Annotated in this window: 13 protein-coding genes; 6 read left to right on the forward strand and 7 right to left on the reverse strand. The window is 51.0% G+C overall.

Going from position 1 to position 16195, the window contains the following annotated elements:
* Window positions 1–92: 92 nt before the first annotated feature.
* Entirely contained in the window at window positions 93–1874 is a 1782-nt protein-coding gene (gene lepA, locus PRU_RS04200; RefSeq protein ID WP_013064625.1) for a translation elongation factor 4, read from the forward strand.
* A 16-nt stretch (window positions 1875–1890) separates the two neighbouring features.
* Window positions 1891–2490 (forward strand): Crp/Fnr family transcriptional regulator, encoded by a 600-nt coding sequence (locus tag PRU_RS04205; RefSeq protein WP_033150833.1) that lies wholly within the window; start codon window positions 1891–1893, stop codon window positions 2488–2490.
* Between the two features lie 12 nt (window positions 2491–2502).
* On the opposite strand, the gene PRU_RS04210 is transcribed toward PRU_RS04205, so the two are convergent.
* Both PRU_RS04210 and ruvC read right to left on the reverse strand, forming a co-directional pair.
* Entirely contained in the window at window positions 2503–3939 is a 1437-nt protein-coding gene (locus PRU_RS04210) for an ATP-binding cassette domain-containing protein (protein ID WP_041385661.1), read from the reverse strand.
* Window positions 3936–4505: a crossover junction endodeoxyribonuclease RuvC gene (gene ruvC, locus PRU_RS04215; protein ID WP_013064900.1), complete on the reverse strand. Its 570-nt coding sequence runs from the start codon at window positions 4503–4505 to the stop codon at window positions 3936–3938. Before ruvC ends, PRU_RS04210 begins: the two co-directional genes overlap by 4 nt.
* A gap of 103 nt (window positions 4506–4608) precedes the next feature.
* Between ruvC and PRU_RS04220 the strand changes: the two genes are divergently transcribed.
* Window positions 4609–5553 carry a D-alanyl-D-alanine carboxypeptidase family protein gene (locus PRU_RS04220; protein ID WP_049769075.1) on the forward strand — a complete coding sequence of 315 codons (945 nt, stop codon included), beginning with the start codon at window positions 4609–4611 and terminating at the stop codon, window positions 5551–5553.
* Here the strand turns inward: PRU_RS04220 and PRU_RS04225 are convergent.
* Genes PRU_RS04225 through PRU_RS04235 form a run of 3 tightly spaced genes read right to left on the reverse strand, consistent with a single transcriptional unit; the run spans window position 5540 to window position 9256 of the window.
* Complete coding sequence (locus PRU_RS04225; protein ID WP_013065384.1) at window positions 5540–6187, reverse strand: M15 family metallopeptidase; 648 nt, start codon at window positions 6185–6187, stop codon at window positions 5540–5542. The genes PRU_RS04220 and PRU_RS04225 overlap by 14 nt on opposite strands.
* A 9-nt stretch (window positions 6188–6196) precedes the next feature.
* Window positions 6197–8386: a sodium-translocating pyrophosphatase gene (locus PRU_RS04230; RefSeq protein WP_091858200.1), complete on the reverse strand. Its 2190-nt coding sequence runs from the start codon at window positions 8384–8386 to the stop codon at window positions 6197–6199.
* 45 nt (window positions 8387–8431) lie between these two features.
* On the reverse strand, window positions 8432–9256 hold the full coding sequence (locus PRU_RS04235) for a hypothetical protein (protein WP_049769076.1): 825 nt from the start codon (window positions 9254–9256) through the stop codon (window positions 8432–8434).
* A gap of 109 nt (window positions 9257–9365) precedes the next feature.
* Here PRU_RS04235 and PRU_RS04240 point away from each other — a divergent pair, with 109 nt between their 5' ends.
* Genes PRU_RS04240 through dnaB form a run of 3 tightly spaced genes read left to right on the forward strand, consistent with a single transcriptional unit; the run spans window position 9366 to window position 12807 of the window.
* Window positions 9366–10640, forward strand: coding sequence for a replication-associated recombination protein A (locus PRU_RS04240; RefSeq protein WP_013064723.1), 1275 nt, complete (start codon window positions 9366–9368; stop codon window positions 10638–10640).
* Between the two features lie 7 nt (window positions 10641–10647).
* The gene (locus tag PRU_RS04245; RefSeq protein WP_013063344.1) at window positions 10648–11262 is read left to right on the forward strand and encodes a trimeric intracellular cation channel family protein; all 615 of its coding nucleotides are present in this window, start codon (window positions 10648–10650) and stop codon (window positions 11260–11262) included.
* Between the two features lie 36 nt (window positions 11263–11298).
* On the forward strand, window positions 11299–12807 hold the full coding sequence (gene dnaB / locus PRU_RS04250) for a replicative DNA helicase (protein WP_013065678.1): 1509 nt from the start codon (window positions 11299–11301) through the stop codon (window positions 12805–12807).
* Window positions 12808–12810: 3 nt separating this feature from the next.
* On the opposite strand, the gene PRU_RS04255 is transcribed toward dnaB, so the two are convergent.
* Window positions 12811–14472 carry a serine protease gene (locus tag PRU_RS04255; RefSeq protein ID WP_013064960.1) on the reverse strand — a complete coding sequence of 554 codons (1662 nt, stop codon included), beginning with the start codon at window positions 14470–14472 and terminating at the stop codon, window positions 12811–12813.
* Window positions 14473–14530: 58 nt separating this feature from the next.
* Window positions 14531–16189 carry a DNA repair protein RecN gene (gene recN, locus PRU_RS04260; protein WP_013064507.1) on the reverse strand — a complete coding sequence of 553 codons (1659 nt, stop codon included), beginning with the start codon at window positions 16187–16189 and terminating at the stop codon, window positions 14531–14533.
* Window positions 16190–16195 lie beyond the last annotated feature (6 nt).

Here is a 16195-nt window from a genome sequence, read left to right on the forward strand (position 1 = left end):
ATTTTTTGCCTGCAAAGATACAAAAAAAAGCAAAATTATGTGATTTCTGAGAGTTTTTTTGTAATTTTGCAGTCTAAAGCATAGAATCTACAATGAATCATATAAGAAATTTCTGCATCATCGCCCACATCGATCACGGCAAATCTACTCTGGCTGACAGACTGCTGGAGTACACTAAGACTATACAGGTGACCGAGGGACAGATGCTCGACGATATGGACTTGGAGCGTGAACGTGGTATTACGATTAAGAGTCACGCTATCCAGATGGAATACACTTACAAGGGAGAGAAATACATACTGAACCTGATTGACACTCCGGGACACGTCGACTTTTCGTACGAGGTGAGCCGTTCTATCGCTGCCTGCGAGGGTGCGCTGCTGGTGGTGGATGCCACACAGGGTGTACAGGCACAGACCATCTCGAATCTCTATATGGCCATCGACCATAACTTGGAGATTATCCCTGTAATCAATAAGATTGATATGCCCAGCGCCATGCCCGATGAGGTGGAAGATGAGATTATCGACCTGATTGGCTGCGATCGCGAGGATATTATCCGTGCTTCGGGTAAGACCGGCGAAGGCGTTGAAGAGATACTGAACGCTGTTGTTGAGAAGATTCCGCACCCAGTGGGCGACGAGAAGGCTCCGCTGCAGGCGCTCATTTTCGACTCGGTATTCAACTCGTTCCGCGGTATCATCGCTTACTTCAAGATTGTGAACGGCTCTATCAAGAGCGGCGACCACGTGAAGTTCTTTAATACCGGTATGGAGTACGATGCCGACGAGATTGGTGTGCTGAAGATGGATATGATTCCCCGCAAAGAGCTGAAGACAGGCGATGTGGGTTACATCATCAGCGGTATCAAGAACTCGAGAGAGGTAAAGGTGGGTGATACCATCACACACGTGGCTACCCCTTGCGACAAGGCCATCGAGGGCTTCCAGGAGGTTAAACCTATGGTGTTTGCTGGTGTTTATCCTATCGATCCTACCGATTACGAGAACCTGCGTGCATCGCTCGAAAAGCTGCAGCTTAACGATGCATCGCTCACATTCATGCCCGAGAGCTCGGTAGCCTTGGGATTCGGTTTCCGTTGCGGATTCCTCGGACTGTTGCACATGGAGATTATCCAGGAGCGACTGGACCGCGAGTTTGATATGGACGTGATTACCACCGTGCCCAACGTAAGCTATATGTGCTACACCAAGCAGGGTGAGGTGAAAGAGGTTCACAACCCAAGTGGACTGCCCGATCAGACGATGATCGACCATATTGAGGAGCCTTATATCCGTGCATCGATCATTACCGCTGCCGATTATATCGGTCCGATCATGACGCTGTGTCTGGATAAGCGCGGCGAGCTGCTGGATCAGCAGTACGTGAGCGGTAACCGCATTGAGCTGCACTTTATGCTGCCTCTGGGCGAAATCGTGATCGACTTCTATGATAAACTTAAGTCGGTATCAAAGGGATACGCTTCGTTCGATTACCACATCGACGGTTTCCGTCCCTCGAAACTGGCTAAGCTCGATATTCTGTTGAATGGTGAGCCTGTGGATGCCCTGAGCACCCTGACACACCAGGACAACGCTGTGACCTTTGGTCGCCGTATGTGTGAGAAACTGAAAGAGCTGATTCCACGTCAGCAGTTCGACATCGCCATCCAGGCTGCCATCGGTGCTAAGATTATTGCCCGCGAAACCGTTAAGCAGGTGCGTAAGGATGTTACCGCCAAGTGTTATGGTGGCGACGTGAGTCGTAAGCGTAAACTGCTGGAGAAACAGAAGCGAGGCAAGAAGCGTATGAAGCAGATTGGTAACGTGGAGGTGCCACAGAAGGCCTTCCTCGCAGTATTGAAATTGGACTAAAAACAAACAATAATCTATGGCAAATGTTAGCTTGACAACCCGAGACGTGGCACGAGAACTGGCCCGTCGATACAGTACAATGACGCACGAAGAGCTCGACCTGCTGGAGAGCATTCTCGTACCGATGAAGTTCGCTAAGAACGAACTCATCCTGAAGGAGGGCGAGGTATGTACCAATATCTACTGGGTGGTACGTGGACTGGTGCGCCAGTTTTATTTCAAGAATGACAAGGAACTGACCGAATATATGGCCACCGAGAACTCGATCGTGATGTGTATCGAGAGCTTGTTCCGCGAGCAGCCTTCGCAGTTGCAGATCAAGGCCCTGGAGCCTACTATCCTGATTGCGCTGCCTAAGGCTGACCTGGAGGCTGTGGCTATGAAGAGCGTGAACATCCAGATTCTGTATCGTAAGATTCTGGAGGAGAGCCTTATCCTGAGTCAGCACCACGCCGATATGCTGCGCTTTGAGAGTGCACAGGACCGCTACCAGAAGCTGGTAAAGAATCAGCCACAGCTGGTACTGCGTGCACCGCTGGTATATATCGCTAGCTACCTGCAGATGACACCAGAGACACTGTCGCGTGTGCGTACAGCGGCTCTGATGGAAAAATAAGTAAGTTATAAATTAATGCTTAGTTAAATACAATGAGTTATCAATACATTTTGGTAACTCATTTTCGTAATGTGTTACGTAGATGAGCGTGCGCTCGGGATCCTCGAACATATAACGGTCCACAATCGTCTTAACCAGATTGCGGTTGCACAGATCCAAACCGTGTAGGGGCTCGTCGAGAATCAACAGGTCGGGACTCTTTACAAAGGCACGTGCCAGCAGTACCAGGCGCTGTTCGCCGCTCGACATCTCAAGGAACTTGCGGTCGGCCAGGTGCTTAATGCCAAACAGGTTCATCCACTCAATACACAAATCCTTTTCCTGCTTGGTGGGGCGGGCATACAGGCCTACGGTATCTTTCAGGCCGCTGGCCACAATCTGTATGGCGGGGATGTTCTGCTTATAGCTGCGGTGCATCTCGGGCGAAATGTAACCGATATGTTTCTTGATATCCCAGATACTCTCGCCGCTGCCACGCCTGTGGCCAAACAGTGAGATATCATTGGCATAAGCCTGAGGATTATCGGCACAAACCAGCGAGAGTAGGGTAGATTTACCGGCACCGTTCTGACCCGACAGCGACCAGTGCTCGCCTTTGAGCACCACCCAGTTCAAATCCTTCAGGATGGTACGCTCGCCGTATTGGATGGTAACGTTGTTGAACTTGATAATTTCCTGTGGCATTGGGGGAATTACCTCAGGCTTTTTCAGGAGAATGGCGTGCGGACAGTGCTCGATGGGGAAGCTGGTCTTTACCTGGATGTCCTGCACAAAGCGCAGATCAACCATTTTAATTACACGGGTTACAAACTCGGGTATCTCGTCCATCTTCGAGAGCACTAAAATCATCTGCATGTTCTGTTCGGCAGCCAGCGTGGTGAGCAGCTGTTTTACCTGGTCGCGGGTCTCGGCATCAAGACCGATAAACGGGTTCTCGATAATCAGCACCTTGGGTTTGGTAAACAGGTTTGATGCCAACTTGTATTTGCGCAGTTCGCCGCTACTCAGCAGGATAATATATTTGTCGAGCAGTTCGTTAAGGTGGAACAACTCGTACAGATGCTTCTGGAAGTCACGACGCTCTGGGGTGTCGGGGCCCGACAGCAGGAAAGCCTCTTCGAGCTTGCTGCCAACGGTAGGTGTTTCCTCGTCGATCTCCATCTGGTTCCAACGCTGCTGCAGAAAGTATGTACGATCGTTGTCACCACCGTAGGTATCACGGAACGTGATGTGTTTCAAGTTGTTATATGGTTCGGTGAACGAATAGCTTATCTGGTCGGGGTATACGGGATGCTTGCCGGTAATCATATCTACCAACATACTCTTACCGCCGCCGTTACGGCCCACAATAGCCACGTGCTCGCCCTTGTCGAGGTGGAAGTTTACAGGCTCGGCCAAACGCCATTCTGGCTTACGTGCGGTTGCATTCTTTAGTTCAATCGTCTTCATGCTTTCTCTTTTCTCTTAGATACTTTATCCTGGTTCTTGTTGATGAAATCCTTCCAGCCACGGTATTTTACGTCGCTTTCGGGGCGCCCCATCTGCAGGAAATGACAATAGGCAGCAGCAAGCGCATCAGTAGCGTCCATATACTTACCCATCTCGTCGTTGGGAATCTTCAGCAGGCGCTGTAACATACCAGCCACCTGTTCTTTCGAGGCACCACCATTACCGGTAAGCGCCATCTTGATTTTCATGGGGGCATACTCGTGTATGGGAACGCCGTGGTGCACAGCAGCAGCTATCGCAGTGCCCTGAGCACGTCCCAGCTTCAGCATCGACTGCACGTTCTTACCAAAGAACGGGGCCTCGATAGCCATCTCGTCGGGTAGGAACCCATCGATGATGCCGGTAACACGTTCGAAGATATGACCCAGCTTGAGATAGGCATCAGGAAACTTGCGCAAATCGATAACACCCATCGTCATCATCTGCGCCTTTCCATCCACCACCTTTAGCAGTCCGTAACCCATTAAATTGGTTCCGGGGTCAATCCCAAGTATGATCTTTTCCATTTCCGAGTGCAAAGTTAACTAAAATTGTTCGGAAAATGGCTATTTTATCGAAAAAATGTGTACCTTTGCGGGCAAAAATAGTAAAAACTGTAAGAATATACCAATGAAAAAGAGATATATCACTATAACAATGATGCTGGCAGTGGTGCTGGCATCGTGTCGTTTTGGTAGGGGCGACGAGAAAATAGAGCTCACACCAGAGCAGATGCGACTGGAAAAAATAAGCAGAATCGATACCACTTCGCTGCGTGCGGTACTGAATCCCGACTCGATTGAGGGTAGCACCAAGCTGGATTCGCTCACCGCTGATGCGTGGATGCTGGTAGATGACTCTACGGGCATTGTGATTAGCGAGAAATGTGGTTTTGAGCGTCGCTATATGGCCTCGATCACCAAGATGATGACCGCCCTGATTGCGCTTGAGAAGGGTAATCTGAGCGACAGTATCGATATCACCGAGGATGTGTTTATCAACCGCGATTCGCGTGTACGATTGGGACAGGGCTACGTGATGTTAGACCTGATTTACGAGATGATGATGATAAGCGATAACGATGCAGCCTACGCGCTGGCCAAGCATGTGGGTGGCGACACGCTGCGATTCTACGACCTGATGAACCAGAAGGCGCAGTATTTAGGGATGGACAGCACGCACTTTGCCAACCCTAACGGTATGCCTAACGATAATAACTTCAGTAGCGCTGCCGACTTGGTAAAGCTGGCCCGTTACGCCATGCGCGACACCATGTTTGCCAGCATTGTGGGCACCGCCGAGAAAGCCGTCCCGCTGACCGATGGGCGCCATATGGACTGTAGAAACTCAAATGCCCTGCTGCACACTTACGAGGGTTGTATCGGCATTAAAACGGGTTATACGCGTCAGGCTGGTTACTGTCTGGCCTCATCGGCTACCCGCAACGGACACACGCTGTATCTGGTGTTGCTGAACAGCAGACGACATGCGACACGATTCACCGAATCGGCCGCATTACTGGATTATGGGTTCCGTGTGATGGATGCTTACACCCAGCGCATCAACGCCCAATAAACTCAAAGTGCTGGTAATCCTTTTTGTTTTTCCATGCACCGCCCCAGCTAAAGCCGTATTTTGTGAATAGTTTGTAGCACAAATCGTTACGGGTAATCTTGTACGGGAAATCAGCCGCGCGGTTAACATACTTCTTGGCAGTTGCAGGTTCTACAATCTGGCTGCCATCTTTTTTGCTATAGCGTACGTAGGGGTTGTATAGCGTATTGATATCTACGGCCAAGCCACGGGCATGTTTCGACAGGTTCTTGGAACCTGAGATGTTGCGATAACAGAAACAGCTGGTGTTGTTGGCACGCATCTGGCGCTCGTCGTCGGCATCGTACACATCGGGCAGGCGCATCTGCTGGATGGGGTAGTGGGCCTTGTACAGCTCGCGGAATATGGTCAACAGCTTATCGGCTATCAACTTGTTACAAATCATCTCGCCCACATGGGTGCGTCCTTCCAAATCTACATGCGAAATCCTCAGGTAGCGCAAGTCGCTACGCTTGATGTAAGGATTATCGTGCCAGGTTTTGCCCTGCATGGTTTGCCATACGCTATCGGGAATAGCTGTAGAGGTAAAAATCTGGCTTTGCGCACCTAAAGTGCAGCAAAGCCAGAGTACGAATGTTGTGAGTAGTTGCTTCATTTTTACGTGTTACATAAATGCTACGGTGAGTCCCGCCATCACAATGCTGACCATCGACATAAGCTTGATCAGGATGTTGAGCGACGGACCACTGGTATCCTTGAAGGGATCGCCAACGGTATCGCCTACGATACAGGCCTTATGGGCAAACGAGCCCTTACCGCCAAAGGCACCCTCTTCGATATTCTTCTTAGCATTATCCCATGCGCCACCGGCATTAGCCATGAATACGGCCAAGGTAAAGCCGCCAGCCAGTCCGCCTACCAGCAGTCCGAGCACGCCGGCAACACCCAGCACGCAGCCTACGATGATAGGGATAAGGATGGCCAGAACGGATGGGATAACCATCTCGTGCTGAGCAGCACGGGTAGAGATTTCAACACAACGACCGTAATCGGGCGTGCCTGTACCTTCGAGGATACCTGCTATCTCGCGGAACTGACGACGAACTTCCTGCACCATTTTCTCGGCAGCACGACCCACAGCCTCCATCGTCATACCGCAGAACAGAAAGGCGGCCATCGCACCAACAAAGGCGCCCACAATCACCTTGGGGTTCATCAGGTTTACCTGGAAGAAGTTCATGAAGTCGGGGATATTGGCATCGGCAGCCGAAATCAGCTCGCCCTTTACGTTCTCCATCATCACGCCAGCGCGGGTCATCGCAATCTTTATTTCTTCGATATAAGATGCCAGCAGCGCCAAAGCGGTGAGTGCAGCCGAACCGATGGCAAAGCCCTTACCGGTGGCAGCAGTGGTGTTACCCAGTGCATCGAGCGCGTCGGTACGGTGACGAACCTCTTCGCCTAAGCTCGACATCTCTGCGTTTCCGCCTGCGTTATCGGCAATAGGTCCGTAAGCGTCGGTAGCCAGGGTGATGCCCAGTGTAGAGAGCATACCCACGGCAGCGATACCGATACCGTAAAGACCATGAGCCAGTGATTCTGACGACATAGAGAGGTCGAATCCGTTAGCGCACAGATAGCTGAGCATGATGGCTACACCAATGGTGATAACGGGGATGCAGGTAGAAATCATACCTGTACCGATACCCTTGATGATAACCGTTGCGGCACCTGTCTGTCCGGCTTCCGAAATCTTCTGGGTAGGCTTGTAGCTGTGCGAGGTGTAATACTCGGTAGCCTGACCGATGATAACGCCTGCTGCCAAACCTGCGATAACCGAGAACGAAAGGCCCAGCCAGTTCTGGATATCCAGCAGATACAGGATGCAGAAGGTAGCGGCGGCAATCAGGATGGCACTTACGTTGGTGCCCACCGAGAGCGAACGTAACAGATCCTTCATGGTAGCGCCCTCCTTGGTACGAACCAGGAAGATGCCCAGCAGCGAGAGGAACACGCCTACGGCAGCAATCAGCATAGGAGCGATAACCGCCTTGAGCTGAATCTCCAAGCCAGCCACACCAAAGGCAGCTGCACCCAGTGCGGCAGTAGAGAGTACCGAGCCGCAGTAGCTCTCGTACAGGTCGGCACCCATACCAGCCACGTCGCCCACGTTGTCGCCTACGTTATCGGCAATGGTAGCGGGGTTGCGCGGATCGTCCTCAGGGATATCGGCCTCAACCTTACCTACGATATCGGCACCTACGTCGGCAGCCTTGGTGTAGATACCACCGCCCACACGCGCAAACAGCGCCTGGGTTGAAGCACCCATACCAAAGGTAAGCATCGTTGTGGTGATAGAAATTAAGCCATCGGCATCGAAGTGGTTAAGCACTACGAACCAGATGGCTATATCAAGCAAACCAAGACCAACTACAGTGAGTCCCATAACAGCTCCCGAACGGAAGGCAATCTTTAAACCAGCATCCAGACTCTCGCGGGCGGCATTTGCGGTGCGCGCCGAAGCATAGGTTGCTGTCTTCATGCCAAAGAAACCAGCCAGACCCGAGAAGAAGCCGCCTGTAAGGAAGGCAAACGGTACCCAGGGGTTCTGAACATTCAGTCCGTAGGCCATAAAGGCAAACAGCACGCAGAGCACCGCAAACACAATGCCTACTACCTTGTACTGCTGCTTTAGATAGGCCATAGCACCTTTGCGCACATAGAGCGCAATTTCTTTCATTCGTGGCGTACCCTCATCGGCTTTCATCATCTGAGTGAAGAAATAGTACGCCATGCCTAATGCCACGATCGATGCGATGGGCACCAGCCAGAATACTTGAGGAATCATCATAATTAGGTTTCAGTTTTATTGGGTTGTTGTTAAGTGAACGCGCACTTATTATTCCTCAGAGAAATCGATGAGCTCAGAGCTCTCCTCGTCAGAGTCGTCGCCAAGGTCCATCATTGTTGAGTAGTTGTCCTCGGTGATATCCTCGTCGTTTGGTCCATCTACCTCCTCATCTTCCTCGTCATGTGAGCTGTAGTTGTCCTCAACGATTACGTCAGAGTCGTCGTCCTCATCAAAGTCGTCGTCCTCGCCGTTACGCAACTGCATGCGCAGCTTGATCTCCTCGGGCTTCAACTTAGCAAAGATAGCCTCAACCCAGCCACCTTTGGGCACCTCGAGTACCTCGTAGCCATCCTCAACCTTCTTGTCGTACATGCCGCCTTTCTTGTGCAAGCGGTCCTTAGGCAGGGTAGTTGTAGAGATATCGAAACCGCTCTGGATAATGTCCTGAATCGACTGTGAGAGCGAATCCCAACCGCCACCAAAGTTGCGGTCGATAACCTCGAGCAACTGGGTTGCTGAGATGTGACGGATATTCTCGTAAGTTAAATCGGTGACACGACTGATGGGGCGCTTCTTGATGGCCCAGATGAATTTCATGTTATCGTCGAACTTAATAGTGGCCACTTTATAACCACGACCTTCGTAGCTCTTGCGGATAGGGGCAGAATCGTCGCGAAGATCCTCGATAAAGAAGGCACTCTTAAAGATCTGGATGTAGTGCTTTACGTTTTCCTTTACTTCGGCATCCTTGCAAGCGGCCTCCCACATACGGAAGACATCATTCTCCTGGATGTCCCAAACACTACTCTTGGTTACACTCTTAATTGATAATGACGGATTACTTTCCGGTTGTTGTTGTTTTGTTCTTGCCATATTATTCTACTAATTTTTGTGCAAATGTAACCACTTTATTTTTTATTCGCAAGTTTTTGGCCATAATTTTTTGTAATTATCGCAATTTAGCGTAACTTTGTGCCCGAATATGGCACAACCATTAGCTGAAAGACTGCGTCCACGCACTTTAGATGAGTATATCGGACAAGAACATCTGGTGGGTGAGGGAGCTGTTCTGCGTAAAATGATCGACGCAGGACGCATACCTTCGTTTATCCTTTGGGGCCCTCCTGGAGTGGGTAAAACCACCCTGGCCCAGATTATCGCCCACAAGTTAGAAACACCCTTCTACACGCTCTCGGCTGTAACGAGTGGTGTGAAGGATGTGCGCGAGGTGATTGAGCGCGCTCAGAAGGGCAGGTTCTTCAACGAGGCATCACCTATATTATTTATAGACGAGATACACCGTTTCTCAAAGTCGCAGCAGGACTCGCTGCTGGGGGCTGTAGAGAAGGGTATCGTAACCCTGATTGGTGCCACCACCGAGAACCCGTCGTTCGAGGTGATACGTCCGTTGCTGTCGCGTTGTCAGCTCTATGTGCTCAAGTCGTTACAGAAGGACGATTTGCAGAAACTGCTGGAGCGCGCCATCCATACCGATGCGATTCTGAAGGAGCGAAATATCGTACTACAGGAAACCAGCGCGATGCTGAGATATAGCGGAGGTGATGCTCGTAAGTTGTTGAATATCTTAGAGTTGGTGGTTGAAGCTGAAGCAGGGGATGAAGTGGTGATTACCGACGAGAAGGTGGTGAACCGACTGCAGCAGAATCCGTTGGCTTACGATAAGGATGGCGAGATGCACTACGATATCATCTCGGCGTTTATCAAGAGTATCCGAGGCTCCGATCCTGATGCCGCCTTGTATTGGCTGGCACGTATGATTGAGGGCGGCGAGGACCCGCAGTTCATCGCCCGTCGACTGGTGATCAGCGCTTCTGAAGATATAGGTTTGGCCAATCCAAATGCCTTGTTGCTGGCTAATGCCGCGTTTGATGCTGTGATGAAGATTGGTTGGCCCGAGGGTAGGATTCCTTTAGCCGAGGCTACTGTTTATCTGGCCACATCACCAAAGAGCAACAGCGCCTACTTAGGCGTTGATGCAGCACTCGACCTGGTGCGCCGAACGGGTAATCAGCCAGTGCCGCTGCCCATCCGTAATGCGCCCACACAGTTGATGAAGGATCTGGGCTATCACGACGGCTATAAGTATCCGCACGACTTTGCTGGGCATTTTACACCGCAGCAGTATATGCCCGATGCTCTGCAAGACGAACGCATCTGGCACGGGCAGCATAATCCTACCGAAGAGAAATTATACCAACGCATGGTGAACTATTGGGGAAAAAGATACGAAGACTAAAATGAATATGGATCAGGAATTGATTATCAAGTTAATAGAGTTATTAGGCACATTTGCCTTTGCAATATCCGGCATCAGGCATGCTGCTGCTAAGCGCTTCGACTGGTTTGGCGGTTATGTGTGTGGTGTGGCTGTGGCTATTGGCGGCGGTACCATCCGCGATGTCATGTTAGGCACCACACCATTCTGGATGACCAACGCTATCTATCTGATTTGTACGGCAGTAGCACTGCTTACGGTGGTGCTCTTCGGCAAATGGATGGAGCCCTTGAAGAACGCTTGGTTTGTGTTCGATACCTTGGGTTTGGCACTCTTTACGATTGCCGGAATCCAGAAGAGTTTAGCCTTCGATCAGCCTTTCTGGGTGGCTATCATCATGGGCTGTATCACCGGTTCGGCTGGTGGTGTGATTCGTGATGTGTTGCTGAACAACGAGCCCGTGATATTCCATAAGGAGATATATGCGATGGCGTGTGTGATAGGCGGTGTGGCCTATTGGGGACTTGCCGAACTGGGTGTAGCAGCCGAAATAAGCGCGGTGGTAAGCTTTATCGTTACCTGCCTGATTCGCTTCCTGGCTGTACGCTATCACCTTTCACTCCCCGTATTAAAGGAAAAATAGAAAAATAGTAAATAGTCAAATTGTCAAATAAATAAGATGGCAGAACAAACAAATAGACGAAGAAAGAGTAGTAACCAGCCCGTAGATCCTACCTACGGACACCTTCAGCCACAGGCTCTGGAGATTGAGAAGGCTGTGCTGGGTGCGCTGATGATTGATAAGGATGCCTACGCGGTAGTGTGCGAGATTCTGCGTCCTGAGAGCTTCTACGAGCCTCGTAACCAGATGGTTTATGCCGCCATACGCGACTTGAGTATGGAGGAGAAACCAGTTGATATTCTGACGGTTACCGATCAGTTGGCTAAGTCGGGAAATCTGGAGCAGGTGGGCGGTCCCGGTTATGTGGCCGAGCTGAGCTCTAATGTGGTATCATCGGCCAATATCGAGTATCACGCCAATATCATCGCCCAGAAGTCGCTGGCCCGTCAGCTCATCTCGTTCTCGAGCATGATTCAGACCAAGGCTTTCGACGAGACGATTGATGTTGAGGACCTGATGCAGGAGGCCGAGGGTTCGCTCTTCGAGTTGTCGCAGCACAACATGAAGAAGGACTATACCTCGATCGACCCCGTTATCTCGCTGGCTGTAAAGGGTATCCAGGATGCCGCTAAGAACACCGACGGTTTGACGGGTGTTTCAACCGGTTACTTTAAGCTCGACGACCTGACCAGTGGATGGCAGGCTTCCGACTTGGTGATTATCGCCGGACGTCCTGCGATGGGTAAGACATCGTTTGCCCTCTCGATGGCCAAGAATATTGCCGCCGATATCCGTACACCTATGGCTTTCTTCTCGTTAGAGATGTCGAACGTTCAGTTGGTAAACCGATTGATCTCGAATGCCTGTGAGATTCAGGGGTCGAAGATTCTGAACGGACAGCTGCAACGTGACGAGTGGGAGCGACTGGATAAGAACATCAACAAGCTGTTGGGCGCACCGCTGTATATCGACGATACCCCAGGTCTTTCGGTATTCGAGTTGCGTACCAAGGCCCGTCGACTGGTTCGTGAGCATGGTGTGAAGCTGATTATGATCGACTACCTGCAGCTGATGAATGCCAACGGTATGCGATTCAGCAGCCGACAGGAAGAGGTGTCAACCATCTCTCGTTCGCTCAAGGGTTTGGCTAAGGAGTTGAATATTCCCATCCTGGCACTGAGTCAGCTGAACCGTGGTGTTGAGAGCCGTGAGGGATTGGAAGGAAAGCGCCCACAGCTGAGCGACCTGCGTGAGTCGGGAGCCATCGAGCAGGATGCCGACATGGTACTGTTCGTACACCGTCCTGAGTACTATCATATCTATCAGGATGATAACGGACGCGACCTGCATGGTATGGCGCAGATTATTATTGCTAAACACCGTAAGGGTGCTACGGGCGACGTGCTGCTTACCTTCCGTGGTGAGTACACCCGTTTCGAGAATCCCGAGGATAAAGCTATCGAGAACCGTGCCCCAATGGGAGGCGGCGAGATATTGGGATCAAAAATAAACGGAGACAACCCACCGTTGCCTCCGTCAGATCCAAACGAACCGTTACCTTTCTAACGGTTATTTGTATTTCTCAATCAAGTTATCTGCCTGCAGATTGCCCATTTCCTTGGCTTTCTGCAGGTTTTGTATTCCCTCTTTCTTGTTGCCCTTCAGGCACTGGGCCACACCTAAGAACAGGTAACCGTCGCTGTCGTTAGCATCAACGCTCAGGCTCTCCTTGGCGGTGGCAATCGCATTGTCGTAAAGACCCACACGGATTTCGAGCGATGCCTTCTCGGCGTAATAAAGTGTCTCCTTAGGATTCATTACGATGGCGCGGGTGATATCGTTGAGTGCCTGCTGATACAAACGACCTTCGATTTCGGCCTGGTGACGGATGTAGTAGAAGTTATCGTTGACGTTGGCCTTCATCAGCTCCTCGTAATCGTTCATATCGGCGATAGCCTCGCGGAACTTCTTTGCCTGCAAACGGGCTTGGGCACGCGACCACAGATAAGGAGCGGCCTCTTTCAGATAGGGTTTGCTGTACATGTTCATAGCGCTATCCATCAGAGCCAGCATCGAGGTGGTATCCTTCAGCATCTCCTTGCAACGGGCAGCGCTGAAGTACAGCTCGGCACTCTTCATGTTGGTGCTCGAGAGCTCGTTGTAGATATCGTAGGCCTCGGCATATTTCTTCTGGGCAAACAGGATATTAGCCTCAGTCTGACGATACATCAGCTGTGGGTTAACGGCGTTGGCGGTACGAACCTCTTCGAGTGCCTTGTCCAGTGTCCACTTATCGTAAGGCACGTCAGTCTGGAAAATATTCTTGTTGTAGATCAGTCGGGCATAGTTGTAATGCGCATCATCCTTCTGCTGAGCGTTCTTGATGGCCATCTCCATATCGCGGTCGGCAGCGGCAAAATCGTTGGCACCAGCCTCAAGCTGCGCGCGATACATATATCCGTCGGCAGCGTTGGGGAACTTATGGATAAAGTCCTCGATCAGGGCTGCATAAGCGGCAGAATCCTGCTGTGTCTGGGCCATGTAGAGTGCCAGAACAGCCTCCTTGATGTTATCGGGCAGCTCCTTCTTAATCTTGGTCTCCTGCAGACTAGCCTCGTTCATACCAAAGCCCGAAATCTTCAGCGAATCGGCAAAGCGGGCGCTTACGGCATAGTTGAGAGTATCCTTATCGGTAGCGGGCTGCTGCATCATACCGATTACTTCGCCCATCTGGTTAATCAGCGGACAGCTAACGGTGTTGGCGGGCATGGTGAGTGCTACGGTATAGTAATCGTACTCGCCCTGGAAGGTTTCAGCCTTACGAACGGTACCTGCTGGCACGTTCTTTACCTCGTGATAAGGCAACAGCCAAGCCTGACTGCCTACAGTGGCCGAAGCGCTGCTGATGGCCAGAGGCTGGGTTTTACCGCTTACACGGAACTTTACTACATCGTACATATCGTTTACACCTACGATGCTTACTACGGGCATTTCTTTACCGGCAGCATCAATCACTACAGCTCTTGTGGCACCCTTGAATGGGGTGTAGTTACTGACTGCGTCGCCATTGGCGCTGGTAAAGAAACCGTTACTGCTGCCGATGAGCGAACCGTCAGCGGCAAAGGTTTTCAGGGTGAATACCGACTTGGTGGCTTTCTTTACCCAGCTAGGCTGAGCACCTGCCAGCAATGGCATCACCGCCAGTAATATCAATAAAACTTTCTTTTTCATATCTAATGTTTAATGTTTAATCTTTAATGTTTAATCTTTAATGTTTAATGTTTAATGTTTAATGTCCAAGCAGTGCTTTCGCATTCTGTATCGCTGCTTCCGATACGTCGCTACCACTCAGCATCTGAGCAATCTCGCGTATACGTTCGTCGGCATCAAGCTGGCGCATCTTACTGGTGGTACCATTGGCGGTCTCGTTCTTCTCAACCTTATAATGTACCGAACCTAAGGCTGCAATCTGTGGCAGGTGTGTAATGCTGATAACCTGGCGACCATGACCGCCCATCTCTTTCATAATCTGGGCCATCATCTCGGCAGTCTTTCCGCTCACACCGGTATCAATCTCGTCGAAGATGATTGTTGGCAGCTTCACGGCACCGCTGATCATCGCCTTGAGCGACAGCATCACACGGGCAATCTCACCACCCGAAGCCACCTGAGAGACAGGCTGGAGTGGGGTAGATGTGTTGGCGCTGAACAGAAACGAAACCCTGTCGCAACCATTTACGCCCAGCTCGATAGTGGTAAGTTGGATGCTGAACCTTACGTGTGGCATACCCAGTGGTACCAGGCGCTTCTGCATCTCGTCCTCAATCTTCTTGACAGCCTTGGTGCGCAGTTTGGTAAGTGCCTCGGCCTCCTTACGGGCCTGGGCTTCCAACTGGCTGACGCGTGCCTTTACCTCGTCGAGCGATTCGTCGCCGTTCTCGATGGCCTGCAGCTGCTGGTGCAACATTTCGCGTTTCTCAATCAGCGCCTCGATAGCGTCAACGTGGTATTTCTTCTCTAACTCGTAGATGCGGTCCAAGCGGTTGTTAACCTGATCCAGTTCGGCAGGATCGAAATCAACCGACTCTAACAGGCTGCTGATTTCGTGAGCCACATCCTTCAGATCGATATAACTGCTGTCGATACGCTGAATCAAATCGCCCACCTCGGGATAAACAGCCTCGATGCTGCGTAAGGCCGAGAGCGACGAGCGCAACTGTTCTATCACACCGTTCTGATCGGCCGATAGGGCATTGTCGGTGGTATAGAGGGCGCTCTTGATATCCTCGGAGTGCTCCATCGTGTCGCTGCGCTGTTCCAACTCTTCCTGCTCGCCTTCAACCAGGTGCGCATTCTCCAGCTCCTCATACTGGAACTGCAGGAAATCGCGGTTCTCGCGGTTACGCTCGATAGCTGCCTGCAGCTCTGCCAGTTCCTTTTCGGCAGCCTGATAAGCAGTGTATGTCTGCTGGTATTTGGTCAACTGGGCGGCATCGTCGGCAATGATATCTACCACCTCTAACTGGAAGTCTTGCTTGTTAAGCAACAGGTTCTGGTGCTGCGAGTGAACATCCATCAGCTGGTCGCCTAACTCCTTGAGCATCGAGAGTGCCACGGGCGTGTCGTTGATAAACGCACGACTCTTACCGGCTGCTGTCAGTTCGCGACGGATGATACAGTCGTCGGCATCGTACTCGATATCGTTCTCATCAAAGAAAGCCTGCATGTTGTAACGCGACAAATCAAAATGCGCCTCAATCACACATTTCTCGGCTCCCTGTTTGATGGTCTTCGAGTCGGCACGCTGTCCTAATAGCAAGGCGATGGCGCCCAGGATAATACTCTTTCCGGCTCCGGTCTCACCGGTAATCACCGAGAAACCTTCGTAGAGCGAGATGTCCAGCTCGTCGATCAGCGTAAAGTTCTTGATATATAAATGCTTAAGCATAGCCTT

The sequence above is a fragment of the Xylanibacter ruminicola 23 genome, assembly GCF_000025925.1.
Lineage (GTDB): Bacteria > Bacteroidota > Bacteroidia > Bacteroidales > Bacteroidaceae > Prevotella > Prevotella ruminicola.